Here is a 24,965-nt window from a genome sequence, read left to right as displayed (position 1 = left end):
CAGTGGCGCACGTGAATGAGTCAAGTGTCATACGGTTGTCTTAACCTGCCGGTCATGACCGATCCGACGGCCGCCGAGGTGCCCCGGCCGGGCGTCGGTGCGCCCCCGGCCGGCACCCGCCGACCCGCCGCCCGCGACGAGCTGCGCGCGGCGGCGGTGGCACTGCGCGGCGAGGGCCGCTCGGTCGGCGACATCGCGGCCCGGTTGGGCGTCGCGAAGTCCACCGCCTACCTCTGGGTGCGCCACCTCCCTCTCGACCCGGACGAGGAGGTCGCCCGCGAGCGTCGACGGGCGCACTCCAAGGTGATGACGGATGCCCGGTGGTCGGCCCACCAGCAGGCACGGGACGCCGCCCGGGCGGCGGCTGTGGCGGACGCCGCGGCATGGGTGGGGTCGATGGAACACCGCGAGCTGGTCATGGTGGGGGCGGCGCTCTACTGGGCGGAGGGGGAGAAGACCAAGCCATGGCGGCCTCACGAGTGCCGGGTCAGGTTCATCAACAGTGATCCCGGGCTGGTCGGTATCTTCGTCCGCTTCGTCGAGGCGATGGGTGTGTCCCGCGAGGCCCTGCGCTTCCGGGTGAGCATCCACGAGACCGCCGACGCTGAAGCAGCCGTGCGGTGGTGGGCGGAGCGGGTGGCTGTTCCGGCCGAAACGTTCCGCCCCACGTCGTTCAAGCGCCACCGGCCGACCACGGTGCGGCGCAACACGGGCGAGGAGTATCGAGGTTGTCTGATCGTCGAGGTGCCCAGGTCCCGGCAGTTGTACTGGCGGATAGAGGGGATCATGAAGGGAATGGGCGATGGCGCGGCTGGCGAGGGGCGCTAAGGTGTAGGAGGTCTGCCAAGCTATTCGGTTTGCACGTTTTAGACCTTCCCGGGTCGTCTAATGGCAGGACGTCAGGTTTTGGTCCTGATTGTAGGGGTTCGAGTCCTCTCCCGGGAGCTTCCGCTGATCCGCCCCCGAAGTCTGGTTAGCATGGCGGCGAGACTGTCACCTTCCCCGACGGGAGCCCACCCGTGTCCCAGCCCCACCGCCGTACCGTCGTCGTGCTCGCCGCGGGGGAGGGCAAGCGGATGAAGTCGGCGCTGCCCAAGGTGCTGCACCCACTGCTCGGCCGGACGCTGCTCGGGCACGTGCTGGCCGCGGCCGGGCCGTTGCGCGCGGACCGGACCGTGGTGGTGGTCGGCCACGGGGCCGATCAGGTCCGTGCCCACCTGGCCGAGGTCGCCCCGGACGCCACCGCGGTGCTCCAGGCCGAGCAGCTCGGCACCGGGCACGCCGTACGGATCGCGTTGGACGCGGTGCCGGAGGCCACCGGCACCGTCGTGGTGATCAACGGGGACGTGCCGCTGCTGCGCACCGAGACGGTGGACGCGCTGGTCGCGGCGCACGAGGGTGAGGGCGCGGCGGCCACGGTGCTCGCCGCCGAGGTGCCCGACCCGACCGGCCTGGGCCGGATCGTCCGGGACACCGCCGGCCGGCTGGAGCAGATCGTCGAGGAGCGTGACGCGAGCCCCGCCCAGCGGGCGCTGCGGGAGATCAACGCCGGCATCTACGCCTTCGACCTGGCCCGGCTGCGGGCCGCGCTGGGCAAACTCTCCACCGACAACGACCAGGGCGAGGAGTACCTCACCGACGTCTTCGGGCTGCTCGTCTCGGCCGGCGAGCCGGTGGGGGTGCACGTGGCCGCCGACCACGTAGAGACCCTGGGCTGCAACGACCGGGTGGAGCTGGCCGGGCTGCGCCGGCTGCTGCGCGACCGGGTCAACGAGGCGTGGATGCGGACCGGGGTGACGATCCTGGACCCGGCGACCACCTGGATCGACGTGACCGCCACCGTCGAACGGGACGCGGTGCTCGACCAGAACACCCAGTTGCGCGGGGCCACCGTGGTGGGGGCCGAGGCGGTGGTCGGGCCGGACGTCACGTTGATCGACACGGTGGTGGGGCCGGCGGCGACCGTGCTGCGCAGCCACGCCACCGGCGCCGAGGTGGGCGCGGGGGCGAGCGTCGGCCCGTACGCCTACCTGCGCCCGGCGGCGCGGCTGGCCGAGAAGGCGAAGGTGGGCACGTTCGTCGAGGTGAAGAACTCCGAGGTCGGACCGGGCGCGAAGGTGCCGCACCTGTCGTACGTGGGGGACGCGACGATCGGGGCGAAGGCGAACATCGGCGCGGCGACGATCTTCGTGAACTACGACGGGGTGAACAAGCACCGCACGGTGGTCGGTGACGGTGCGTTCGTCGGCTGTGACACGAACCTGATCGCGCCGGTCGAGGTGGGTGCGGGGGCGTACGTGGCGGCGGGTAGCGCGTTGAGTCAGAACGTGCCGCCGGGGGCGTTGGGGGTGACCCGGGCGCCGCAGCGCAACATCGAGGGGTGGGTGCTGCGTAACCGGCCGGGCACGGTCTCCGCGCGGGCCGCCGAGCAGGCCCGGACGGCCGGTGAGGATGCGTCGGGTGGGCCGGCGTCGGCAAGTGAAGGTGAGGCAATCCACGGGGGTGCCGAGACGGTGTGAGGGTCGCCGTGGTCGGGGCATACTGCAACCGAGCAGCCCCGGCCCACCGCCGCCGGGCACCACCGACCAACGGGAGCAGACGGGCCCATGGGCAGCATCGTCGCCGAAAACCGCAAGAGCCTGATGCTCTTTTCCGGACGTGGCTTTCCGGAGTTGGCCAAGGAGATCGGTGAGGTGCTCGGTGTAGCGCCGACCCCTTCCGACGCGTACGAGTTCGCCAACGGTGAGATCTTCGTACGGTTCCGGGACTCGGTGCGTGGTTCGGACGCCTTCGTGGTGCAGTCCGTCACGCACGGGGTCAACACCTGGGTCATGGAGACCCTGATCATGATCGATGCGTTGAAGCGGGGTTCGGCGAAGCGGATCACCGTGGTCCTGCCGTTCTACCCGTACTCCCGGCAGGACAAGAAGCACCGCGGCCGGGAGCCGATCTCGGCGCGGCTCGTGGCCGACCTGCTCAAGACGGCCGGCGCGAACCGGATCCTCACCGTCGACCTGCACACCGCGCAGATCCAGGGCTTCTTCGACGGCCCGGTGGACCACCTGTTCGCGATGGACATCCTCGCCGAGTACGTGGAGCACAAGTTCGCCGGCCGGCCGATGACGGTGGTGGCGCCGGACTCGGGCCGGGTACGGGTGGCGGAGCGGTGGACGGACCGCCTCGGTGGTTGTCCGTTGGCGTTCATCCACAAGACCCGCGACCCGTTGAAGCCCAACCAGGTGGTGGCGAACAGGGTGGTCGGTGAGGTCGAGGGTCGGGTCTGCCTGATCGTCGACGACATGATCGACACCGGGGGGACGATCACCAAGGCGGCGGACATCCTCAAGGAGTCCGGTGCGGCGGAGATCGTGGTGGCCTCCACCCACGCCCTGCTCTCCGACCCGGCGACGGAGCGGTTGAAGAACAGCCCGATCACCGAGGTGGTGGTGACGAACACGCTGCCGCTGCCGCCGGAGAAGCAGTTGGACAAGCTCACCGTGCTGTCGATCGCGCCGTTGCTGGCGCGGGCGATCCGGGAGGTCTTCGACGACGGGTCGGTGACCACCCTCTTCGGTGGCCTGAGCTGACGCCCGCCCCGGGGAACGCGCGGGCCGGTCGGGTGCGACCGGCCCGCGCGTCGCCGGGTCCGACGCGCGGGGCGGCGGCGCATGGCGGGGACTGCCGGAAGGCGCGGAAAGACCTCGGGTAGACTGGTGCGGTTGCCACGGCGAGGGTGCCCGGCGGGCCGCTGATCGAGCGCCGCACGGAGGCACCGTCATCGACGCGGTGCTCCGGGCAGTCGTTCATGACGCATGAGCCCCAAGCGAGCCCCTCGCCCCAGCACCGCCAGACGACAAGCCGCCGTAGCGTTGAGCATCAGGAGTTTTCCCGTGTCCGAGGTAAAGATCAGCGCCGAGCCCCGTACGGAGTTCGGCAAGGGTGGTGCCCGTCGTACCCGTCGGGCCGGCAAGGTGCCCGCCGTGCTGTACGGTCACGGCGAGAAGCCCAAGCACATCGCGCTCCCGGCGCGGGAGTTCGCCGCCGCGATCCGTAAGGGCGGCGCCAACCAGCTCTTCGCGATCGAGGTCAGCGACGGCACCCAGGTGCTGGCGCTGCCGAAGGCGATCCAGCGTGACCCGATCCGGGACAGCTTCGAGCACGTTGACCTGCTGCTGGTCCGTCGGGGCGAGAAGGTCACCGTCGAGGTCCCGGTCCAGCTGACCGGTGAGGCCGCGCGGGACACCCTGATCGTGCACGACCACGACACCCTCTCGGTGACCGCCGACGCCACCAAGGTGCCGGACCACCTGGAGGCGTCGATCGAGGGCCTGGAGGCCGGCAGCCAGGTCACCGCCGCCGACGTCGAGCTGCCCTCGGGTGTGGAGCTTGCCGCCGACGCGGAGCAGACGGTCGCCTCGGTGACCGCCGCCCCGACCGCCGAGCAGCTGGAGGCCACCCTGCCGGAGGTCGAGGCCCCGGCTGCGGAGGCCGAGGAGGCCGAGGGTGCGGAGGCCGCCGAGGGCGCCGAGGCTCCGGCCGCCGAGGGCGAGGAGAGCACCGAGGCGAAGACCGAGGCCTGACCGGTCGCATCGTTCACGGCAGGCGCTCCCGTCGCGGGGGCGCCTGCCGGCGTATCGGGGCACGGTCGGCGCGCAGACGGCGAGCGGGAGGTACGGGACGTGACGGACGAGACGGGGCCGTGGCTGGTGGTCGGCCTGGGCAATCCGGGTCGGGAGTACGCCGGGAACCGGCACAACGTCGGCTTCATGGTCGCCGAGTTGCTCGCCGTACGGCTGGGTGGGCGGTTCGGTCGGTACAAGCGGGTGGTGGCGGACGTCGCCGAGGGGCGGATCGGTTTCGGTGGGCCGAAGCTGGTGCTGCTCAAGCCGCAGACGTACATGAACCTGTCGGGTGGGCCGGTGGCCGCGCTGGCGCAGTTCCACAAGATCCCGGCCGAACGGGTGATCGCGGTGCACGACGAGCTGGACATCCCGTACGGGCAGTTGCGGGTGAAGCTGGGCGGCGGCGAGGGCGGGCACAACGGTCTGCGGTCGATGTCGAAGTCGCTGGGGACGAAGGACTACGTGCGGGTGCGCTTCGGCATCGGCCGGCCGCCGGGGCGGCAGGATCCGGCGGATTTCGTGCTGTCGGATTTCAGCACCGCGGAGCGCAAGGAGTTGGAGTTTCTGGTGGACCGGGCCGCTGACGTGGTGGAGTCGGTGGTCACCAAGGGCGTCGAGCCGACCCAGAACGCGTACCACGGGGTCTGAGTCGCGGGGGCGTACTCGTGGCGCGCCCGCGTTGGCGGTAGTCTGCGCGTTCTGGCGTGGCGCGACCGCGCGCGGGCCGTGGTAGGCGACGGGAGCGAGTTCGTGGGCAGTCCTCCGATGATCGACGGCGCGTTCGCCCGCTGGTTGGCGGACCGGGCCGGGCAGGCCCTGCTGGAGCTGCGCGCCGAGATGGGGTTCGCGGACGCGGCGGCGTTGAAGTCGGCCGGGGACAAGGTCTCGCACGATCTGATCCGCAGCGAGCTGGCGAAGTGGCGGCCCGGTGACGCGGTCCTCTCCGAGGAGGACGAGGGGTCGCGGCTGGTGGACACCACGGGCGGGGTGTCCCGGCGGACGGCCGACCGGGTGTGGATCATCGATCCGTTGGACGGGACCCGGGAGTTCTCCGAGGAGGGGCGCGCCGACTGGGCGGTGCACGTCGCGCTCTGGGCGCGTAACGCGCCGACGCCGCACGGTCTGGTGGCGGGGGCGGTGGGGTTGCCGGCACAGCACCGGGTGCTGGGCACGGACTACCCGCCCGCGTACCCGCCGATGACGGTGGAGGCGGCCACGACGGGCGACCGGACGCTGCGGTTGGCGGCGAGCCGGAGCCGGCCGCCGGCGTTCCTGACCGCGCTGGCCGAGGACGTGGGCGCACAGTTGGTGCCGATGGGTTCGGCGGGGGCGAAGATCGCGGCGGTGGTGACCGGTGACGTGGACGCCTACATCCACGCGGGCGGCCAGTACGAGTGGGACTCGGCGGCGCCGATCGCTGTGGCGACGGCCACCGGACTGCACGCTTCCCGAATCGACGGTTCTGCGCTGAGATACAACGAGGCGGATCCGCGCCTGCCTGACCTGCTGGTCTGCCGCAAGGATCTCGCCAGCCGGTTGCTTGCAGCGCTGCAGAGGCATTCCGGGTAACCTGAGCGCTGTTTTTGATTTGTCCGACCGGAAAGGTCTGGAATCCATGTACGGATCCGCGCCGATCGAGCCCGTGGCATGACCGCCCCCGGCCGCTTTTACCAGGTCTCCCACCTCGACGAGTTGGAGGCGGAGAGCATCTTCGTGATGCGTGAGGTGGTCGCCGAGATGGAGCGGCCGGTGCTGCTCTTCTCCGGTGGCAAGGACTCGATCGTGATGCTGCGGCTGGCGCAGAAGGCGTTCGCCCCGGCCAACATCCCGTTCCCGGTCATGCACGTCGACACCGGGCACAACTTCCCCGAGGTGCTCGACTACCGCGACCAGCGGGTCGCGGAACTGGGTCTGCACCTCGTCGTGGCGAGCGTGCCCGACGCCCTGGCGGCCGGCACGGTCCGTGAGTCGGGTGACGGGATGCGGAACCGGATCCAGACGCCGGTGTTGTTGGACGCGGTGGAGAAGCACCGGTTCGACGCGTTGTTCGGTGGGGCGCGGCGGGACGAGGAGAAGGCGCGGGCGAAGGAGCGGGTGTTCTCGTTCCGGGACGAGTTCGGGCAGTGGGATCCGAAGAACCAGCGGCCGGAGTTGTGGTCGTTGTACAACGGTCGGCATCATCCGGGTGAGTCGATCCGGGTGTTCCCGTTGTCGAACTGGACCGAGTTGGACATCTGGCACTACATCGCCCGGGAGCGGGTGCCGTTGCCGTCGATCTACTACGCGCACGACCGTGAGGTCGTCGAACGCGACGGCATGCTCTACGCCGTCAACGAGTTCTTCCGGCCCCGGGCCGGCGAGCAGCAGTTCAAGGCCCGGGTGCGGTATCGGACGGTGGGCGACGCGTCGTGCACGGCGGCGGTGCGTTCGGACGCGGACACGGTGGAGAAGGTGATCGACGAGGTGGCCGCGACGCGGATCACCGAGCGGGGTGCCACCCGGGGCGACGACCGGGTCAGCGAGGCCGCCATGGAGGACCGCAAGCGGGAGGGCTACTTCTGATGAGCACCGAAACGGTGTCGCCCGAGGTCGAGGCCCGGCCGATGGACCTGCTGCGGTTCGCCACGGCCGGGAGTGTGGACGACGGCAAGTCGACCCTGATCGGTCGGCTGCTCTACGACACGAAGTCGTTGTTCACCGACCAGTTGGCCGCGGTGGAGGCGGTCAGCGCGGCCCGGGGTGACGAGTACACCAACCTGGCGTTGCTCACCGACGGCCTGCGGGCCGAACGGGAACAGGGCATCACCATCGACGTGGCGTACCGGTACTTCGCCACTCCCCGGCGCAAGTTCATCATCGCCGACACCCCCGGCCACACCCAGTACACCCGCAACATGGTCACCGGCGCGTCCACCGCCGATCTGGCGTTGATCCTGGTGGACGCGCGTAAGGGGCTGGTGGAGCAGTCGCGGCGGCACGCGTTCCTGTGCTCGCTGCTGCGGGTGCCGCACCTGGTGCTGTGCGTCAACAAGATGGACCTGGTCGACTTCTCCCAGGAGGTCTTCGAACGCATCGCCGACGAGTTCACCGCCTTCGCGGCCAAACTCGACGCGCCGGACCTGACGGTGGTGCCGATCTCGGCGCTGCGCGGCGACAACATCGTCACCCGGTCGGAGAACATGCCGTGGTATGACGGGCCGTCGCTGCTGCACCACCTGGAGCGTGTGCACATCGCCTCGGACCGCAACCTGGTCGACGTCCGGTTCCCGGTGCAGTACGTGATCCGCCCCCAGTCCACCACCGTCACCGACTACCGGGGCTACGCGGGGCAGGTCGCCTCCGGGGTGCTCAAGCCCGGCGACGAGGTGATGGTCCTGCCGTCCGGGTTCACCAGCCGGATCGCCGCCATCGACACCGCCGACGGACCCGTCGACGAGGCGTTCCCCCCGATGTCGGTCACCGTCCGCCTCGACGACGAGATCGACATCTCGCGCGGCGACATGATCTGCCGGCCGAACAACGCCCCGACCGTCTCGCAGGACATCGAGGCGATGGTCTGCTGGATGGACGAGACCCGCCCGCTCCAGGTCGGCGGCAAGTACACGATCAAGCACACGACGCGTTCGGCGCGGACGATCGTGCGTGGCCTGTACTACCGCCTCGACGTCAACACCCTGCACCGGGACGAGACCGCCAGCGAACTGCGGCTCAACGAGATCGGCCGGGTACGGCTGCGGACCACCGTCCCGCTGCTGGCCGACGAGTACCGCCGTAACCGCACCACGGGCGGCTTCATCATCATCGACGAGGCCACGAACCGCACCGTGGCCGCCGGCATGATCGTCGACACCGCCTGACCCACCCCACTCTCCTTCTCCTCCCGCCGCCGCCCGCCCCTCCCCGCCCCGTCGGCTCTCGGTGATCAAGAGCTTTGCGGCAGTTTCCGCCCGACGGATGACGCAAAGCTCTTGATCACCGCCACCCAGCACGCCCACTCGCCCGGCCGCCCGGCTGTTGCTCGGTGATCAAGAGGTTTGCGTCAGGTTTCGCTGGCGGATTGACGCAAACCTCTTGATCACCGGGCGCAGGAGCGGGACCCGGGCAGGCCGGACCGGGGCAGGCCGGACCCGGGGCGTGAGCGGGGTAGGCCGGGGTGAGGCGGGTCAGGGGAGGCGGGTGGCACCGGGGGCGGGGAGGGCGGTGAGGGTGTCGGGGGCGGCGAAGCCGCGTTCGGCGTAGGCGCTCCGGACAGCTGCCGCCACCGGTTCCGCAGCCGCCGCCTCGACCAGGGCGAGGACGCAGCCGCCGAAGCCGCCGCCGGTCATCCGGGCACCCAGCGCGCCGGCCGCGAGCGCCGCCTCGACGGCGGTGTCGACCTCGGGGACGGTGATCGCGAAGTCGTCCCGCATGGAGGCGTGCGACGCGGTCAGCAGCGGTCCGATCTCGGCGACCCGGCCGGCGCGCAGCAGGGCGACGGTGTCGAGCACCCGCTGGTTCTCGGTGACCACGTGCCGGACCCGGCGTCGGGTCTCGTCGTCGGGCAGCCGCGCCAGCGCGGCGTCGAGGTCGGCGACCGGCACGTCGCGCAGGGCGGGCACGCCGAGCAGGTCGGCGGCCCGTTCGCAGGCGGCGCGGCGGGAGGCGTACTCGCCGTCGGCGTGCCGGTGCGGCGCACGACTGTCGATCACCAGGATGGCCAGGCCGGCGGCGTCGAGGTCGAACGGGACGTGGTCGACGGATTCGTCCCGGCAGTCGAGGAACAGGGCGTGGCCGGCGCGGCAGCGGATCACCGCCGACTGGTCCATGATGCCTGTCGGCGCACCGACGTAGCCGTTCTCGGCGCGTTGGGCCAGCCGGGGCCGGCGCTCGGCGGGCAGGTCCAGCCCGCCCAGGTCGGCCAGGGCGGCGAGCACCGCCGCCTCCAGGGCCGCCGACGAGGAGAGCCCGGAGCCGAGCGGCACGTCCGAGGCGATGGCCAGCCGGGCGCCGGGGACGGCGTACCCGGCCTCGCGCAGGGCCCAGACCACTCCGGCGACGTAGCCGCCCCAGCCGGTGACCCGGCCGGGGGAGTCGGCCTCGGCGGCCCCGAAGTCGACGGGCCGGTCGGCGATCTCCGAGCGGGCCGTCCAGCGTTCGCCGGGCTGCGGGTCGGCGGCGACCACGGTACGCAGCGGCAGGGCGAAGGGGAGCACGAATCCGTCGTTGTAGTCGGTGTGCTCGCCGATGAGGTTGACCCGCCCGGGTGCCGCCCAGCGTCCGGCGGGCGTCGCGTCGTACCCGCAGGAGAAGCCGGCGGTGGCGCGGTCGGCGACGTCCGGGCGGCCCGTCACGACTGCTCCAGCACGTGCGCGCGGTAGAACGCCCAGGCGTCGCCGACCATGTCGGTGAGGGTGGGTTTCTCGGGCACCCAGCCGAGTTCCTGGCGGGCCAGCGCCGAGGAGGCGACGAGTTCGGCCGGGTCGCCCTCGCGGCGGGGGGCGGTCTCGACCGGCACCGGGTGCCCGGTGACCTCGCGGACCACGTCGACGACCTGCCGGTTGGTGAAGCCGCTGCCGTTGCCGAGGTTGTAGATGCGGTGCCGGCCGGGCACGGCGGCGGTGAGCGCCAGCAGGTGGGCGCGGGCCAGGTCCTCCACGTGGATGTAGTCGCGTACGCAGGTGCCGTCGACGGTGGGGTAGTCGTCCCCGAAGAGTTGGAGTTTCTCCCGGCGGCCGGCGGCGACGTCGAGGGCGATGGGGATGAGGTGGGTCTCCGGGTCGTGCCGTTCGCCGATGGCGAGGCCGTCGCGCAGGTAGGCCCCGGCGACGTTGAAGTAGCGCAGCGACACGGCGGCGAGGTCGTGTGCGGTCGCCTCGGAGGTGAGCACCAGGTCGACGGCGAGTTTGGTGGCGCCGTACGTGTTGGTGGGGGCCTTGACGGCGGTCTCCGGGATCGGCAGCTCGACCGGGTTGCCGTAGACGGCGGCGGTGGAGGAGAAGACCAGGCGCGGCACCCGGGCGGCCCGGACGGCGTCGATCAGCGCGATCGAGCTGACCGTGTTGGCGTGCCAGTACCGCTCGGGGTGGACCATCGACTCGCCGGCGGCGATCAGCGCGGCGAAGTGCAGCACCCCGTCGAAGCCGGCGTCGGGGGTGAGCACCCGGGCGGCCTCGTGCACGGGCAGCTCGACGTGGGTGGCGTCGGGGGCCAGCGCCGCCCGGTGCCCGGTACGCAGGTCGTCCAGGACGGTCACCCGGTGGCCGGCGTCGAGCAGCATCCGGGTCACCACGCTGCCGATGTACCCGGCACCGCCGGTGACGAGCAGTTTCACGTCGGTCCTCCTGCCTGGCCGCGCCCGCTGCGGCCGTTCGTGATCACCCTACGGCCGGGTGCTGTCGCCGCGCTGTGCGTCGTGGGGTCACCCTTATTCCATCATGAACCTTCATGATTGAACAGATCCGCACATTGCCCACCGGCCGGGTCCGCCGGCCCTACCATCACTTCCATGCGGGAAGCGGGTGGTCCCGGGCCCCGGAGACGCGCGCCGGGGCGGAGCCGACGCGTACCCGGGCCGGTGGCCCGTAGTGTCGCGCGGCTGGTCGTCCGGGCCGCCGACGGCGCGACCCGGCTCGTCACCGACCTGCTCGGCGCCAGCCCGGCCGCCGGCCGGGAACGGATCAGCGAGCACGAGCTACGCGACCTGGTCGCCGCGAACACCGTCCTCGACCCGGACGAACGGCGGATCATCGACGAGGTGCTGGTCGCCGGGGCCAGCCTGGTGCGCGAGGTGATGATGCCCCGCACCGAGGTGGTCTTCCTCGCCGCCGGGCTGACCCTCGCCGAGGCCGAACGCCTGGTCCGGATCGACCCGCACACCCGGTACCCGGTGGTCGACGGCACCCACGACGACGTGGTCGGCTTCGTCCACCTGCGGGACGTGCTGCTCCGCCCCGACCTGGACCCGGCGACCACGGTGGGCCGGCTGAGCCGGGAGGTCAAGCGGCTGCCCGGCAGCAAGCGGGTGCTCGCCGCGCTGACCGAGATGCGCCGCGAGGGCCACCACCTCGCCGTGGTGGTCGACGAGTACGGCGGCACCGCCGGCATCGTGACCTGCGAGGACCTGATCGAGGAACTGGTCGGGGAGATCCACGACGAGTATGCCGGCCCACCCGAGCCGGCGTCGGCCGGCCTGCCCGCCGTGGTCGACGGCCGGCTCAACCTGGCCGACTTCGCCGAGCGGACCGGGGTGCCGCTGCCCGCCGGCCCGTACGAGACGGTCGGTGGGTACGTGATGGCGGCGCTCGGCCGGCTCCCGGTGGCCGGCGACGAGGTGCCGGTCACCCCGGGAGACGAGCCGTCCCCGGCTGAGGGGTGGCTGCTGCGGGTGCTCGCCCTCGACGGGCGTCGGGTGTCCCGGGTCGCGGTGTCCGCCGCCCGCCTGCCGGAGCCGCGCCGGGAGGCCGCCGCTGCCGCGGCACCGGTGGACGCCGCGCGGGTGTCGGTACGCGAGGTCACCGCCCCGGCGCAACCGGCGGCGAGTCGACCCGCCGGCCCGTCATGACGGGCGCCGGGGGTTGCTGACAGAATTGCCGGCATGTCCGACGCTCCCGCCCGCCCCCGCGTCTTCTCCGGCATCCAGCCGACGGCCGACTCGTTCCACCTCGGCAACTACCTGGGCGCGGTGCGGCACTGGGTGGCGTTGCAGGACACCCACGAGGCGTTCTACTGCGTGGTCGACCTGCACGCGATCACCGCCGGGCACGATCCGGCGGTGCTGCGCCAGCGCACCCGGGTGGCCGCCGCGCAGCTCCTCGCGGTCGGCATCGACCCGGAGCGCAGCGCCCTGTTCGTCCAGTCGCAGGTGCCCGAGCACGCGCAGTTGGCGTGGGTGCTGGGCTGTATCACCGGGTTCGGTGAGGCGAGCCGGATGACCCAGTTCAAGGACAAGTCGCAGAAGCAGGGCAGCGACCGCTCCAGCGTCGGCCTGTTCACGTACCCGATCCTCCAGGCCGCCGACATCCTGCTCTACCAGGCCGACGCGGTGCCGGTCGGCGAGGACCAGCGGCAGCACCTGGAGCTCTCCCGGGATCTGGCCCAGCGGTTCAACTCGCTGTTCGGGCCGACCTTCACGGTGCCCGCCCCGCACATCGTGAAGGACACTGCAAAGATCACCGACCTCCAGGAGCCGACGGCGAAGATGTCGAAGTCGTCGTCCTCCCCGACCGGCATCATCGACCTGCTGGAGGACCCGGCCCGCTCGGCCAAGAAGATCCGCTCGGCGGTCACCGACACCGGCCGGGAGATCGTCTTCGACACCGAGACCAAGCCCGGGGTGTCCAACCTGCTCACCATCCACTCCGCCCTGTCCGGCCGGAGCATCGACGACCTGGTGGCGGCGTACGCGGGCCGGGGCTACGGCGATCTCAAGAAGGAGCTGGGCGAGGTGGTCCGCGAGTTCGTCACCCCGATCCAGGAACGCACCCGGGCCTACCTCGACGACCCCGCGCAGCTCGACAAGCTGCTCGCCGTCGGGGTGGAGAAGGCCCGTGCGGTGACCGTGCCGACGCTGCGCACAGCGTACGAGCGGGTCGGGTTCCTGGCGTCGGCCCCCGTGGCGTAACGGTGGGCGGGTCGGCGGTACGGGTCGAGACGATGGCCGGAGGGGTGGCGCGGAGCGTGGATCGCAGCGACGGGATACCGGTGGCCGGCGACACCATCCAGATCGGGATCGCGGTGGACATCCCGGAGCCGTGGGGTGGGCTGCTGACCCGACGCCGGATGCAGACGGGTGACCCGCAGGTCGTCCCCGCGCACGTGACCCTGCTCGGCCCGACCGAGATCCCCCTGGCCGCGCTGGAGTCGGTCGAGGCGCACCTGGCGCAGGTGGCCACCGCCCACCTGCCGTTCACCCTGCACCTGCGGGGCACCGGCACCTTCCGGCCGGTGACCCAGGTGGTCTTCGTCGCCGTCGCGGCCGGGATCAGCGAGTGCGAGCTGCTCGCCGCCGCCATCAGCGCCGCCCCGCACCTGCACCGGGAGCTGCGCTTCCCGTACCACCCGCACGTCACCGTGGCGCAGGACGTCGCCCCGGAGGCGCTGGACCGGGCGTACGAGGATCTCGCCGACTTCTCGGCGATGTTCGAGGTGGAGGGCTTCACCCTCTTCTCGCACAGCGGCGCGACCCGGTGGCAGCCGCGCCGGGACTTCCGGCTCGGCGGCTGACCCGTCCCGTGGCCGGTCGGAGGGGCCCCCGGCGCGGCACCTCGCCTGCCGGTGGCACGCTGGTGGCCGGCACCCGCTCCCGCCGACCGCCGGTTGGCCGGCACCGGTGACGACAGATCGGCGAGGATGACGTGGTGGACGCGTGGGGCCGGTGGACGGCCGGCATCGACCGCCGGTTCACCGTGGCCCGGCACCGGTGGCCCCGGCTCGACCACCTCTGGCGGGCGGTCGACCTCTACGGCGAGGTGCTGGGCGGCCGGCTGGCCGCCGCCATCGCCTACTACGGGTTCTTCGCCGTGTTCGCCCTCGCCCTGGTCGCCTACTCGGTCTTCGGGGCGATCCTGGAGGACAACGACGAGGTCTCCGACGCGGTGGCGGAGTTCCTGCGGGACAACCTGCCCTTCCTCGACCCGCAGCAGATCGCCGAGAGCAGCAACGCGGTAGGCGTGGTGGGCCTGGTCATCCTGTTCTTCACCGGGATCGGCTGGGTGGAGGCGATCCGGTCGTCGCAGCGGCTGATGTACGGCTTCAACCAGCAGCCGGGCAACCTGGTGGTCCGCCGGCTGGTGGACCTGGGTGTGCTGCTGCTGGTCTTCGTCATGCTGGGCATCTCGGTGGCGGCGGTGGACGCACTGGAGTCGGTGCTGCGGTTCCTGCTGCGGGCCACCGGTTCGGTGGGGCTGACCACCATCAGCGCGGTGCTCAGCGTGCTGGTCAACGCGGTGCTGGCGACGGCGCTGCTGGTGGCGGTGCCCCGGCTGCGGATGAGCCGCCGCCGGCTGCGCCCGGTGGTGTTGCTGGTCGCGGTCGGGATCACCCTGCTCAACACGGTCGGCCGGTTCTACATCGTGCGGACCGAGCGCAACCCGGCGTACGCCGTGGTGGCCGGCGCGGTGGCCGTGCTGCTCTACCTCTACCTGCTCAACCAGTTGGTGCTCTTCGGTGCGGCGCTGGCCGCCACCAGCCGGCACGGCCGGGTGGTCGACCTGTCGGAGGGGGCGGTGATGCGGCAGGTCAACGTCGAGGCCGACGTCGACACCGAGACCGATCCAGGTACGCCGGGAGGGGCGGGCTGATGCCTGTCGAGATCGATCCGGGCTCCCCGGTGCCCCCGTACGAGCAGGTGCGGGCGCAGCTCGCCGCGATGATCGGTGACGGCCGGCTGGCGGTGGGCACCCGGCTGGCCCCGGTCCGGCAGTTCGCCGCCGAGCTGGGGTTGGCGGTGAACACGGTGGCCCGCGCCTACCGGGAGCTGGAGTCGGCCGGGCTGGTGCAGACCCGGGGCCGGCACGGCAGCTTCGTCGCCCCGGGGCGGGACGACGCGGCCGACCGGTTGCAGCGGGCGGCGGCCCGCTACGCCGAGGAGGCGACCCGGCTGGGCGTGCCGCCGGACCGCGCGTTGGCCCTGGTCCGCGCCGCCCTGGGCGGGTCACCCCCGGCCTGAGCCCGCACCGTCGCCGCCCGGCCCGGTGCCGGCCCCGGCCGGCCGGGGCCGGCACCGGGCCGGGACGACGGTCGGGCCGGCTGACGGCAGGACCGGTCCGGGGAGGAAAGCGGGATGCCGACAGTCGTCGGAAAAGATGAATGGGGCAAATGCCGCCCGTCGCGCCGGCCTGAACGACCATGATGAGCCGGTGGGCGCACTCGTGACGCTGGACCTGCCGGACGACTCGCCGCTGCTCACCCTGCCCTGGATCATCACGTTCGGCCCGCTCGCCGATCCGGCCGAGTGGGAACCCGTGGTCTGCGGCCCGTACGAGCGACCGCACGCGCTGGCCCTGGCCGAGGCGGTGGTGGCCGACGAACGGTTCATGGCGGTGGTCGAGCCGCTGGTGCCGGCGCTGTCGGCCGAGGAGATCCGGGGCGAGATCGCCGCGTCGCAGCTCGCCGCCGCCGACGAGGAGGCCCGGATCGAGGCGGCCGACCTCTACGGGGACTTCGACGACGTCCTCGACGAGCAGGAGGACGAGGCCGCCGTCGGGGCCGACCGGCCGCAGCCGCCGCCCGTGCCGACCGAGGCACAGGTGCGGGCGGGCTTCGGGCGGATCGCGGGGCTGCTGCGCGGGCGGTGACGGGTCGGGCGACGCCGGTACGCGGTGGTGCACCGGCGTCCCGGGAAGCGGACTTCCCGGGACGCCGGTGCCACCTTCACCCCCCACCACAAGGGGTCGGCAGCCCCAGTCGCCCGTCGGCGCGGGGCACAACGGACGACCAGGTCAAAGGCGGGTTACCCGGCTCAGCGCCGTTCGAACCACGCGGCTGCGTCCACCGGCAGGACGTGTCCGGCGTCCTGCTCGGTGAGGTCGGCGCTGGCCACCAGGGGACGGCCGTACCCGTCGATCCGGACCGGGGCGCCGCTGAGGTTGACCACGCAGGTCAGCGCGGCGGCGTCGCCGTCGCGGCGGAACGCCAGCACCCCCGGCTCGGTCTGCTGCCAGAGCACCGGGCCGGCGGTGGCCGACAGCGCCGGGTGCGTGCGCCGGACCCGCAGCGCGGCCCGGTACAGCTCCAGCGTCGAGCCGGGCGTTCCGGTCTGGGCGGCCACCGAGAGGGCCCGCCAGGTGGCCGGGGCCGGCAGCCAGCTCAGTTCGCCGCCCTGCGGCCCGAAGCCGTACGGGGGCAGCTCACCGCCCCACGGGATCGGCACCCGGCAGCCGTCCCGGCTCTCCCCGGTCCGCAGGAACGCCGGGTCCTGCCGGAGCGCGTCGGGCAGGTCCAGCACCTCCGGCAGGCCCAGCTCCTCGCCCTGGTAGAGGTAGGTGGAGCCGGGCAGGGCCAGCATCAGCAGAGCGGCGGCACGGGCCCGGCGCAGGCCGACCTCGCCGTCGCCGTACCGGGTGACGTGCCGTTGCCGGTCGTGGTTGGACAGCACCCAGGTGGTCGGCGCGCCGACGATCGTCGCCTCGGCCAGCGCGGTGTCGATCACCTTGCGGAACGAGTCGGCCGACCAGGTGGCGTCGAGGAAGTCGAAGCTGAACGCCTGGTGCAGCTCGTCAGGGCCGATGTAGCGGGCGAGCCGCTGCGGGGTCTCCGCCCACGCCTCGGCCACCGCCATCCGGCCGCCGGGGTAGCTGTCCAGGATGGGTCGCCAGGCGCGGTAGATGTCGTGCACCTCGTCCTGGTCGAAGTAGGGCAGCCGGCCCTTGCCGAGCAGCTCCGACTGGCGGCGGCCGGTGGTCATCGAGCTGAAGCCGACGTCCGGCAGCCCCTCGGCCTTGATCATGCCGTGGGCCACGTCGATGCGGAACCCGTCGACCCCCCGGTCGAGCCAGAAGCGGAGGACGTCTTCGAACTCGGCACGCACCTGCGGGTGCCGCCAGTTCAGGTCGGGTTGGGCCGGGTCGAACAGGTGCAGGTACCACTGGCCGTCCGGCAGCCGGGTCCAGGCGGGGCCGCCGAAGATGCTCTCCCAGTCGTTGGGGGGCAGTTCGCCGTCGACGCCCTGGCCGTCGGCGAACAGGTAACGCTCCCGCTCGGGGGAGCCGGGGCCGGCGGCGAGGGCGGCGGTGAACCAGGGGTGTGCGCTGGAGGTGTGGTTGGGCACCAGGTCCACGATGATCCGCAGGCCCAGCGCGTGCGCGTCGGTGATCATGGCGTCGAAGTCGGCGAGGTCGCCGAAGAGCGGGTCGACGTCGCGGTAGTCGGCCACGTCGTAGCCGGCGTCGATCTGCGGCGAGGTGTAGAACGGGGTGAGCCAGAGCGCGTCCACCCCGAGGTCGCGCAGGTAGGGCAGCCGCTGCCGGATGCCCCCGAGGTCGCCGACGCCGTCACCGTCGGAGTCGGCGAAGCTGCGGACGTACACCTGGTAGACGACCGCGGCGCGCCACCAGTCGTCGTCGGAGGCCAGCGGCGTGGGGTCGGTGGCGGTCATCGGCGGAGATCCCCGTTCTGTGGCGGGACGGCGGCACCCGCGCGGCGGTGGGTGACGACGCGGGTGTGTGGAGAGAATGCCGGCCAGATGCTGCAAGAGTCAAGCATGCCTTGCGCAAGAAATGACGTCCGTCACCGGTGGCCAGGGCAGGTCGTTCGTGGGCGCGTCCCGTCCACCGGGAGGTGGACCCGGTCGACGGGCCGGCGCGGCCCGGGAGGTGGCGGGGGTGTCAGGCGGGGACGGCGAGGGCGGGCGGCACCGGGCGCTGCCGGCCGGCGTCCGCCGGTCGGACGACCGCGGTCGATCCGCGTACCACCAGCTCGGGGCGGAACAGGTACTCCGAGTGCGGCGCGGCGTGCCCGTTGATCTCGTCGACCAGGGCCCGGACCGCGGCCACCGCCATCGCGGCCACCGGCTGCCGCATGGTGGTCAGCGGCGGGTCGGTGAAGGCCATCAACGGCGAGTCGTCGTAGCCGACCACCGACAGGTCGCCCGGCACGGACATGCCGCGCTGCCGGGCGGCCCGGACCGCGCCGAGCGCCATCAGGTCGGAGCCGCAGACGATCCCGGTGACCCCGCGCCCGATCAGCCGGCCGGCGGCGGCCTCGCCGCCCTCGACGCCGAACAGCGACAGCTCGGCGAGCGCGTCCAGGTCGCCGCCGGTGGTGCCGAGCCGGGTCATCGCGGCCCGGAAGCCAGCCACCCGACGCTGCACCGGCACGAACCGGTCCGGCCCGGTGATCAGGCCGATCCGCCGGTGCCCGAGCGCGACCAGGTGCGCCACGGCCAACTCGGTGGCCTCCCGGTCGTCGCAGGAGACGAAGGGCGCGGCGATGCCGGGGGCGTACCCGTTGATCATGACGACCGGCAGCGGCCGGGCGATCAGCGCGCGGTACCGGTCGTGGTTGGCGGCCGTGTCGGCGTGCAGGCCGGAGACGAAGACGATGCCGGAGACCTGCCGGTCGAGCAGCATCTCCACGTACTCGTCCTCGGTGACCCCGCCCGGGGTCTGGGTGCACAGCACCGGGGTGAACCCGCTCTGTGCCAGCGTCGACTCGATGACCTGGGCGAACGCCGGGAAGATGGGATTGTCCAGCTCCGGCACCACCAGCCCGACCAGGCCGGCGCTGCGCTTGCGCAGCCGGGCCGGACGCTCGTAGCCGAGCACGTCGAGGGCGGTCAGTACCGCCTGTCGGGTCTCGGGGGCCACACCGGGGCGGTCGTTGAGCACCCGCGACACCGTGGCCTCGCTGACTTCGGCCTGTTGGGCGATGTCGGACAGTCGAGCGCGCATGGCGGCACTCTAGCTCACGGGCAAGTTCTTGCGTACGCCTCTGCAAGCCCTTCCATTGCATGCAACCTCTTGCTAACGTCCCGGCAACACGTGACAGCAGCGACGCGGCCTTCCCGGCGTCGGTTGGCAAGAACTTTCAGTGTTTCCCCGGTGTGGTCGCCCGTCCCCCGGCGACCCGTCATGACGACAGGAGTACCGATGCGCATCCGTACCGCGGGTGTGGTCACCGTTCTCGGCCTGGCGCTCGCCGCCTCGGGCTGCGGCGGCGACAACAGCAAGGACGAACCGGCCGCCAAGGCCACCTCCCCGGCCGCGAGCGGCAAGCTCGTCATCTGGGCGGACGACAAGCGGACCGCGGCGCTCAAGCCGTTCGCCGAGAAGTTCGGCCAGGACAACGGCGTCACCGTCGAGGTGCAGGCCGTCTCCAAGGACCTCCAGACCAACTTCGTCACGGCCTCCCAGCAGGGCAGCGGCCCGGACGTGGTGGTCGGCGCGCACGACTGGATCGGCAACCTCGTGCAGAACGGGGCCATCGACCCGGTGCAGCTCGCCGCCGAGCAGAAGTCCGGCTTCAACGAGACCGCGATCAAGGCGGTCACCTTCAACGGGCAGCTCTACGGTGTCCCCTACGCCACCGAGAACGTCGCGTTGATCCGCAACACCGCGCTGGCCCCCGAGGCGCCCAAGACGATCGAGGACCTGGTCGCCACCGGCAAGAAGCTCAAGGCCGACAAGAAGGCCAGCGAGATCCTCTGCCTCCAGTCCGGACAGAACGGCGACGCGTACCACATCTACCCGCTGTACACCTCGGCCGGCGGCTACCTCTTCGGCACCGCCGCCAACGGCGACTACGACCCGAAGGACCTGGGCGTGGGCAAGCCGGAGTCGATCGAGGCGTTCAAGAAGATCGGCAAGCTCGGCGAGAAGGGCGACGGCGCGCTCAAGCGCTCCATCACCGGCGAGAACTCGATCGCCACCTTCACCGGTAAGAAGTGTGCCTTCCTGGTCTCCGGCCCGTGGGCGATCGCCGACGCCAAGAAGGCAAGCATCTCCTACGACATCTCCCCGGTCCCCGGCTTCGCCGGTGGCAAGCAGGCCCAGCCGTTCGTCGGCGTCCAGGCGTTCTACGTCGCCGCCAAGGGCAGGAACAAGGCGCTGGCCCAGGAGTTCGTCACCAACTACGTCACCACCCCCGAGCTGGCCGTGGCGCTCTACCAGGCCGAGCCCCGCCCGCCGGCGTTGACCGCCGCGTTCGACCAGGTCAAGGGTGCCGACCCGGACCTGGCCAAGTTCTCCGAGGCGGGCAAGGGCGGGCAGGTGCTGCCGGCGATCCCGGCCATGGCCGCGATCTGGGACCCGTTCGGCAAGGCGGAAGCGGCCGTCATCGGTGGGGCCGACCCGGCGAAGACCGTCACCGCCGCCGGCAAGACGATCTCGGGTCAGATCAAGTAATGAGCACGCTGTCCGGCCCGGGACCTGCCCCGCAGGCCCCGGGCCGGGGGCCTGCGCGTTCCGGGCCCCCGGAAACCTCCCGTACCGCGCGCTCCCACGCGCCGATCACCGCGACCGGTCTCGTCGTCAAGGTGGTCCTGCTCGGCCTGGTGGCCGGGATCGCGATCTGGGCGGCCTTCCCGCTCATCGCCGCCCGGCTCTGGGTCGGTCTCGCCATCCTGGTGGCCACCACCGTCGGCCTGGGCTACCTCTACCTCACCCGCCGGCACATCCCGGCCAAGTACCTGGTGCCAGGAACGATCTTCCTGATCGCCTTCCAGGTCTTTCCGGTGCTCTACACCGCGAGCACCGCGTTCACCAACTTCGGCGACGGCCACCGGGGCTCCAAGGACGACGCGATCGTCGCCATCGAGACCTCCTCGGTCAAGCAGGTCCCTGGCTCCGCCGAGTACGCCCTCGCCATCGCCACCACCGGCGACCCGGCCACCGGGCCGCTGATCTTCCTGCTCACCGACCCGGCGACCGGTCGGGTCTCCGCCGGGAACGCCGACGGGCTACGCCCGCTGGACGCCGCCGACGTGACCGTCGCCGGCAGCGGCAGGGTCACCGCCGCCAAGGGCTACACCGTGCTCAACGTCGGCCAGGCCAGCGTCCGCAGCGAGGAGATCACCGCCCTGGTGGTGCCGACCTCCGGGGGCGCGGTGCGCTCCAACGGCCTGTCCCGTGCCTACGAGGGCAGGGCCGTCCGGGCGTACGACCGGGGCTGCGACTGCGTCACCGACGGCGAGACCGGCAGGACCTGGACGGCCGACCCGGACACCGGCTCCTTCGTCGCCGCCGACGGCGAACGGCTCGCCCAGGGCTGGCAGGTCGGGGTGGGGTTGAAGAACTTCGCCCGGGTGCTCACCGACCCGAACATCTCCGGCCCGTTCTTCGGCACCCTGCTGTGGAACTTCGCCTTCGCGATCGGCTCCACCGGGTTCACCTTCGGACTCGGCATGGCGATCGCGCTGGCCCTGCACTCGCCCCGGATGCGGGGTACCAACCTCTACCGGGTCTTCCTGATCCTGCCGTACGCGATGCCGTCGTTCGCGATGCTGCTGGTCTGGCGGGACATGTTCAACACCGACTTCGGCCTGGTCAACAACCTGTTCGGGCTCGGCGTCGACTGGTTCGGCGAGGCCTGGTCGGCCCGGCTGGCGGTGCTGCTGGTGCAGCTCTGGCTCGGGTACCCGTACATGTTCCTGGTGACCACGGGCGCGCTCCAGGCGATCCCCAAGGAGCTGACCGAGGCCACCTCGGTCGACGGCGCGTCGCCCTGGCAGTCGTTCCGGGCGGTCACCCTGCCGCTGCTGCTGGTCGCGCTCTCGCCGCTGCTGATCGCGTCGTTCGCGTACAACTTCAACAACATCAACGCGATCTGGTTGACCACCGAGGGTGGCCCGTTCGCGCCGGACAACCCGACCAACGGGGCCACCGACCTGCTGATCACGTACACCTACCGGCTGGCCTTCGGCGCGCAGGGCGCCGAGTTCGGCCTGGCCGCCGCGGTGTCGATCTTCATCTTCGCGATCGTGGCCACGGTCTCGGCGGTCAGCTTCCGGCGCACCCGCCGGCAGGAGGAGGTCTACTCGTGACGACCCGTCCCCACACCGCCGGGCCGGCGACCCCCGCCGCACCCGTCGTCGGATCGGATGCCGCCGGCCCGCGTGCCGGTCGGCCGGGTGCCGCGGTACGCGGTGGCCGGCGTCCTGGCCGGTGGTTCACCCAGGTCGGCTGGCGGCACGTGGTCGGCGTGCTGGCGGTGGCGTTCAGCCTCTTCCCGATCCTGTTCGTGCTCTCCGCCGCGCTCAACCCGCTCGGCACCCTCTCGTCGACCGAGCTGCTGCCCACCGGGGCGTCGCTGTCGAACTTCGGCGACCTGTTCGAGCGTACGGAGTTCGGCCGCTGGTTCCTCAACTCGCTGCTCGTCGCGGGCGGGGCGAGCTTCGCGTCGATCTTCCTGTCCTCGCTGGCGGCGTACGCGTTCTCCCGGATGCGCTTCGCCGGGCGGCGGTTCGGGCTGCTGACGCTGCTGCTGATCCAGATGTTCCCGCAGTTCCTGGCGATCGTGGCGATCTTCCTGATCTTCACCCGGGTCACCGACCTGTGGCCGTCGATCGGCTTCAACACCCCGTGGGGCCTGTTCCTGCTCTACATGGGCGGCGCGCTGGGCATGAACACCTGGCTGATGAAGGGGTTCTTCGACACCCTGCCCCGCGAGCTGGACGAGTCGGCCACGATGGACGGCGCCAGCCACGCGCAGGTCTTCTTCCGGATCATGCTGCCGTTGGTGGCGCCGATCCTGGCGGTGACCGCGCTGCTGTCGTTCATCGGCACGATCAACGAGTTCATGATCGCCAACGTGTTCCTCACCGACACCGGGTCCAAGACCCTCGCGGTCGGCATGTTCGGCCTGGTGGCGGGGGAGCGGAACAACAACTTCGGCATCTTCGCGGCGGGCACCCTGCTCACCGCGATCCCCACCGTGCTGGTCTTCCAGCTCCTCCAGCGCTACATCGTCTCCGGCCTCACCGCCGGGGCCGTCAAGGGATGAATCGGAAGGCACCCCATGTCCCTGTCGCCGCACCACGACGGCTCAGAACTCTACGTACCCGAGCAGGAACCCACCCTCGGTCAGACCGTGCCGGTCTTCGTCCGGGTGCCCGAGGGCACCGACGTCCGGCAGGTGCACGTGCGGACCACCGGCGACGGTGAGCCGCGTTTCGTCGAGGCCACCGTCGACCGCCGGGACGGCCACGACGTGTGGTGGCGGGCCGACGTCGAGGTCCGCAACCCGGTCAGCAACTACCGGTTCATGCTCACCGGGACGACCGGCTACCGCTGGCTCAACGCCGCCGGCACGGTCGACCACGACGTGCCCGACCACGGCGACTTCAGGCTGGTCAGCCACGCCCCGCCGCCGGCCTGGGCGCGGGACGCGCTGGTCTACCAGATCTTCCCCGACCGGTTCGCCCGGTCCGCCGCCGCCGACGGGCGCACCCCGCCGGACTGGGCGGTCCCGTGCGACTGGGACACCCCGGTCATCGGGTACGGCCCGCAGACCCCCCGCCAGTTCTACGGCGGCGACCTCGACGGCATCACCGAACGCCTCGACCACCTGGACCGGCTCGGCGTCAACACCGTCTACCTGACGCCGATCTTCCCGGCCCGCTCCAACCACCGCTACGACGCCGCCGGCTTCGACACCGTCGACCCGTTGCTCGGCGGCGACGCGGCCCTGGTCCGGCTGGCCGACGCCGTCCGGGCCCGGGGTTGGCGGCTGATCGGCGACATCACCAGCAACCACACCGGAGACGCGCACGAGTGGTTCACCCGCGCCCTAGCCGACGTCGACGCCCCCGAGCGGGAGATATACTACTTCGACGTGCCCACCGGCGGCGGGGAGCCGACGTACGAGTCGTGGAACGGGGTGCGGTCGCTGCCGAAGCTGAACTGGGGCAGCGCCGAGTTGCGCCGCCGTTTCGCCACCGACCCGGACTCGCTGCTGCGCCGCTGGCTGCGCCCGCCGTACGGGCTGGACGGCTGGCGGGTCGACGTGGCCAACATGACCGGGCGGCGGGGCGCGGACGCGTACACCCACGAGGTGGCGCGGCTGCTGCGCGAGGTGGTCGCGCAGACCCGGGCCGACGGGCTGCTGCTCGCCGAGCACGGCCACGACCACACCGGTGACCTGGACCGCGACGGCTGGCACGGCACGATGAACTACGTCGGCTTCACCGACCCGGTCTGGTCCTGGCTGCGCACCGGGCCCGGGGACCACGCGCCGCTGCCGAACTTCCTCGGCACGCCGGGCGGGGTGCGGCGGCGGGACGCGCACGCGGTGCTCGCCACCATGAACAGCTTCCGGTCGCTGATCTCCTGGCGGTCGTACGTCCACTCGTGGCAGCTGCTCGGCTCGCACGACTCGGCCCGCATCCGCACCGTGGTCGGCGACGCGGCCCGGCAGGAGGTGGCCGCCGGCCTGCTCGCCACGCTGCCCGGCACCCCGGTGGTCTTCGCCGGTGACGAGTGGGGGCTGACCGGCGGCAACGGCGAGGGCTCCCGCACCCCGATGCCGTGGCACCGGCCGGAGCGCCGGGACGCCGGCACCTTCGCCGCGTACCGGGCGCTGCTGGCGCTGCGTCGGGACACCCCGGAGCTGCGGCACGGCGGCCTGCGCTGGGTGTACGCCGACGCCGACACGCTTGTCTTCCTGCGCGAGGCGACCACCGGCACGGTGCTGGTGCTGGCCCGCCGGGCGGCCGGCGCGCCGGTGCGGCTGACCGGCCTGCCGGCCACCGGGAGCACCGGTTCCGGCCCGGCGGGGGAGAACCTCCACGGGGGTGCCCCGGCCCTGCGGCCCGCCCCCGACGGCGGGATCACCCTGCCCGGTGACGGCCCGACCTTCCAGGTCTGGCGGCTCTGACGGGCGGCCCGTCGGCGGGGGCGGCGAGATCACGGATTGAACTCAGCCGGCGGGCCA

Annotated in this window: 22 protein-coding genes and 1 tRNA gene; 19 read left to right on the top strand and 4 right to left on the bottom strand. The window is 72.1% G+C overall.

The genetic code is table 11. The annotated features are described in order from the left end of the window. The first annotated feature begins 54 nt into the window (after window positions 1-54). The 9 genes from ACN265_RS27670 to cysN all read left to right on the top strand — a co-directional run bounded on the left by ACN265_RS27670 (window position 55) and on the right by cysN (window position 8,479). On the top strand, window positions 55-828 hold the full coding sequence (locus tag ACN265_RS27670) for a helix-turn-helix domain-containing protein (protein ID WP_421410545.1): 774 nt from the start codon (window positions 55-57) through the stop codon (window positions 826-828). A 46-nt stretch (window positions 829-874) separates the two neighbouring features. Further along, window positions 875-945 (top strand) — tRNA-Gln (locus ACN265_RS27665). 74 nt (window positions 946-1,019) lie between these two features. Next, window positions 1,020-2,519 (top strand): bifunctional UDP-N-acetylglucosamine diphosphorylase/glucosamine-1-phosphate N-acetyltransferase GlmU, encoded by a 1,500-nt coding sequence (glmU, locus tag ACN265_RS27660; protein WP_421410543.1) that lies wholly within the window; start codon window positions 1,020-1,022, stop codon window positions 2,517-2,519. Between the two features lie 87 nt (window positions 2,520-2,606). Continuing rightward, on the top strand, window positions 2,607-3,587 hold the full coding sequence (locus ACN265_RS27655) for a ribose-phosphate diphosphokinase (protein WP_145917824.1): 981 nt from the start codon (window positions 2,607-2,609) through the stop codon (window positions 3,585-3,587). Between the two features lie 303 nt (window positions 3,588-3,890). Next, window positions 3,891-4,580: a 50S ribosomal protein L25/general stress protein Ctc gene (locus ACN265_RS27650; protein WP_204927403.1), complete on the top strand. Its 690-nt coding sequence runs from the start codon at window positions 3,891-3,893 to the stop codon at window positions 4,578-4,580. A gap of 99 nt (window positions 4,581-4,679) precedes the next feature. Continuing rightward, the gene (pth, locus tag ACN265_RS27645; protein WP_204927404.1) at window positions 4,680-5,270 is read left to right on the top strand and encodes an aminoacyl-tRNA hydrolase; all 591 of its coding nucleotides are present in this window, start codon (window positions 4,680-4,682) and stop codon (window positions 5,268-5,270) included. A 117-nt stretch (window positions 5,271-5,387) separates the two neighbouring features. After that, the gene (locus ACN265_RS27640) at window positions 5,388-6,191 is read left to right on the top strand and encodes a 3'(2'),5'-bisphosphate nucleotidase CysQ (protein ID WP_421411656.1); all 804 of its coding nucleotides are present in this window, start codon (window positions 5,388-5,390) and stop codon (window positions 6,189-6,191) included. A 78-nt stretch (window positions 6,192-6,269) separates the two neighbouring features. Next, window positions 6,270-7,184, top strand: a complete 915-nt coding sequence (gene cysD, locus ACN265_RS27635; protein ID WP_204927405.1) for a sulfate adenylyltransferase subunit CysD — start codon at window positions 6,270-6,272, stop codon at window positions 7,182-7,184. Next, on the top strand, window positions 7,184-8,479 hold the full coding sequence (gene cysN, locus ACN265_RS27630) for a sulfate adenylyltransferase subunit CysN (protein WP_204927406.1): 1,296 nt from the start codon (window positions 7,184-7,186) through the stop codon (window positions 8,477-8,479). Before cysD ends, cysN begins: the two co-directional genes overlap by 1 nt. Before the next feature lie 306 nt (window positions 8,480-8,785). Here cysN and galK read toward each other — a convergent pair whose 3' ends face one another. Then, a complete protein-coding gene (gene galK / locus ACN265_RS27625; protein ID WP_421410539.1) occupies window positions 8,786-9,952 on the bottom strand; it encodes a galactokinase in 1,167 nt (388 codons plus the stop codon). Continuing rightward, window positions 9,949-10,878 carry a UDP-glucose 4-epimerase GalE gene (gene galE / locus ACN265_RS27620; RefSeq protein ID WP_232378560.1) on the bottom strand — a complete coding sequence of 310 codons (930 nt, stop codon included), beginning with the start codon at window positions 10,876-10,878 and terminating at the stop codon, window positions 9,949-9,951. Before galE ends, galK begins: the two co-directional genes overlap by 4 nt. Window positions 10,879-11,106: 228 nt before the next feature. Between galE and ACN265_RS27615 the strand changes: the two genes are divergently transcribed. The 6 genes from ACN265_RS27615 (at window position 11,107) to ACN265_RS27590 (ending at window position 15,895) form a co-directional block, all read left to right on the top strand. Beyond that, entirely contained in the window at window positions 11,107-12,162 is a 1,056-nt protein-coding gene (locus ACN265_RS27615) for a hemolysin family protein (RefSeq protein WP_421410537.1), read from the top strand. A 33-nt stretch (window positions 12,163-12,195) separates the two neighbouring features. Further along, window positions 12,196-13,221: a tryptophan--tRNA ligase gene (trpS, locus tag ACN265_RS27610; protein ID WP_204927410.1), complete on the top strand. Its 1,026-nt coding sequence runs from the start codon at window positions 12,196-12,198 to the stop codon at window positions 13,219-13,221. 32 nt (window positions 13,222-13,253) lie between these two features. Beyond that, window positions 13,254-13,823, top strand: a complete 570-nt coding sequence (locus tag ACN265_RS27605) for a 2'-5' RNA ligase family protein (RefSeq protein ID WP_377685899.1) — start codon at window positions 13,254-13,256, stop codon at window positions 13,821-13,823. A 164-nt stretch (window positions 13,824-13,987) separates the two neighbouring features. Then, window positions 13,988-14,899, top strand: coding sequence for a YihY/virulence factor BrkB family protein (locus ACN265_RS27600; RefSeq protein WP_302746607.1), 912 nt, complete (start codon window positions 13,988-13,990; stop codon window positions 14,897-14,899). Next, window positions 14,899-15,267: a GntR family transcriptional regulator gene (locus tag ACN265_RS27595; protein WP_377685897.1), complete on the top strand. Its 369-nt coding sequence runs from the start codon at window positions 14,899-14,901 to the stop codon at window positions 15,265-15,267. The genes ACN265_RS27600 and ACN265_RS27595 overlap by 1 nt, the downstream gene beginning before the upstream one ends. 190 nt (window positions 15,268-15,457) lie before the next feature. Further along, the gene (locus ACN265_RS27590; RefSeq protein ID WP_204927414.1) at window positions 15,458-15,895 is read left to right on the top strand and encodes a hypothetical protein; all 438 of its coding nucleotides are present in this window, start codon (window positions 15,458-15,460) and stop codon (window positions 15,893-15,895) included. A 164-nt stretch (window positions 15,896-16,059) separates the two neighbouring features. On the opposite strand, the gene ACN265_RS27585 is transcribed toward ACN265_RS27590, so the two are convergent. Together ACN265_RS27585 and ACN265_RS27580 are read right to left on the bottom strand one after the other, a co-directional pair. Then, window positions 16,060-17,694, bottom strand: a complete 1,635-nt coding sequence (locus ACN265_RS27585) for a glycoside hydrolase family 13 protein (RefSeq protein ID WP_420119197.1) — start codon at window positions 17,692-17,694, stop codon at window positions 16,060-16,062. Between the two features lie 229 nt (window positions 17,695-17,923). Continuing rightward, window positions 17,924-18,988, bottom strand: coding sequence for a LacI family DNA-binding transcriptional regulator (locus tag ACN265_RS27580; protein WP_204927416.1), 1,065 nt, complete (start codon window positions 18,986-18,988; stop codon window positions 17,924-17,926). 198 nt (window positions 18,989-19,186) lie between these two features. Here ACN265_RS27580 and ACN265_RS27575 point away from each other — a divergent pair, with 198 nt between their 5' ends. From ACN265_RS27575 to ACN265_RS27560, 4 genes are all read left to right on the top strand, one after another. After that, the gene (locus ACN265_RS27575; RefSeq protein WP_421410534.1) at window positions 19,187-20,440 is read left to right on the top strand and encodes a sugar ABC transporter substrate-binding protein; all 1,254 of its coding nucleotides are present in this window, start codon (window positions 19,187-19,189) and stop codon (window positions 20,438-20,440) included. Beyond that, window positions 20,440-22,077, top strand: a complete 1,638-nt coding sequence (locus tag ACN265_RS27570; protein ID WP_421410533.1) for an ABC transporter permease subunit — start codon at window positions 20,440-20,442, stop codon at window positions 22,075-22,077. The genes ACN265_RS27575 and ACN265_RS27570 overlap by 1 nt, the downstream gene beginning before the upstream one ends. A gap of 149 nt (window positions 22,078-22,226) precedes the next feature. After that, entirely contained in the window at window positions 22,227-23,036 is an 810-nt protein-coding gene (locus ACN265_RS27565; RefSeq protein WP_204927529.1) for a sugar ABC transporter permease, read from the top strand. Between the two features lie 15 nt (window positions 23,037-23,051). Beyond that, complete coding sequence (locus ACN265_RS27560; RefSeq protein WP_421410532.1) at window positions 23,052-24,908, top strand: glycoside hydrolase family 13 protein; 1,857 nt, start codon at window positions 23,052-23,054, stop codon at window positions 24,906-24,908. The last annotated feature ends 57 nt before the right edge of the window (window positions 24,909-24,965 follow it).

Origin of the sequence: Micromonospora sp. WMMD730, assembly GCF_049178955.1 — a bacterium.
Classification (GTDB): Bacteria; Actinomycetota; Actinomycetes; order Mycobacteriales; family Micromonosporaceae; genus Micromonospora; species Micromonospora wenchangensis.
Note: the sequence above shows the minus strand (reverse complement) of the source record. Positions and strands in the feature narration are given on the sequence as shown.

Coding starts and splice junctions, on each gene's coding strand:
- ACN265_RS27585 (WP_420119197.1), bottom strand. CDS start 17,694: ATGACCGCCACCGACCCCACGCCGCTGGCCTCCGACGACGACTGGTGG.
- ACN265_RS27615 (WP_421410537.1), top strand. CDS start 11,107: ATGCGGGAAGCGGGTGGTCCCGGGCCCCGGAGACGCGCGCCGGGGCGG.
- ACN265_RS27605 (WP_377685899.1), top strand. CDS start 13,254: ATGGCCGGAGGGGTGGCGCGGAGCGTGGATCGCAGCGACGGGATACCG.
- ACN265_RS27670 (WP_421410545.1), top strand. CDS start 55: ATGACCGATCCGACGGCCGCCGAGGTGCCCCGGCCGGGCGTCGGTGCG.
- ACN265_RS27640 (WP_421411656.1), top strand. CDS start 5,388: ATGATCGACGGCGCGTTCGCCCGCTGGTTGGCGGACCGGGCCGGGCAG.
- galE (WP_232378560.1), bottom strand. CDS start 10,878: ATGCTGCTCGACGCCGGCCACCGGGTGACCGTCCTGGACGACCTGCGT.
- ACN265_RS27570 (WP_421410533.1), top strand. CDS start 20,440: ATGAGCACGCTGTCCGGCCCGGGACCTGCCCCGCAGGCCCCGGGCCGG.
- cysD (WP_204927405.1), top strand. CDS start 6,270: ATGACCGCCCCCGGCCGCTTTTACCAGGTCTCCCACCTCGACGAGTTG.
- ACN265_RS27655 (WP_145917824.1), top strand. CDS start 2,607: ATGGGCAGCATCGTCGCCGAAAACCGCAAGAGCCTGATGCTCTTTTCC.
- ACN265_RS27580 (WP_204927416.1), bottom strand. CDS start 18,988: ATGCGCGCTCGACTGTCCGACATCGCCCAACAGGCCGAAGTCAGCGAG.
- cysN (WP_204927406.1), top strand. CDS start 7,184: ATGAGCACCGAAACGGTGTCGCCCGAGGTCGAGGCCCGGCCGATGGAC.
- trpS (WP_204927410.1), top strand. CDS start 12,196: ATGTCCGACGCTCCCGCCCGCCCCCGCGTCTTCTCCGGCATCCAGCCG.
- ACN265_RS27595 (WP_377685897.1), top strand. CDS start 14,899: ATGCCTGTCGAGATCGATCCGGGCTCCCCGGTGCCCCCGTACGAGCAG.
- ACN265_RS27560 (WP_421410532.1), top strand. CDS start 23,052: ATGTCCCTGTCGCCGCACCACGACGGCTCAGAACTCTACGTACCCGAG.
- ACN265_RS27575 (WP_421410534.1), top strand. CDS start 19,187: ATGCGCATCCGTACCGCGGGTGTGGTCACCGTTCTCGGCCTGGCGCTC.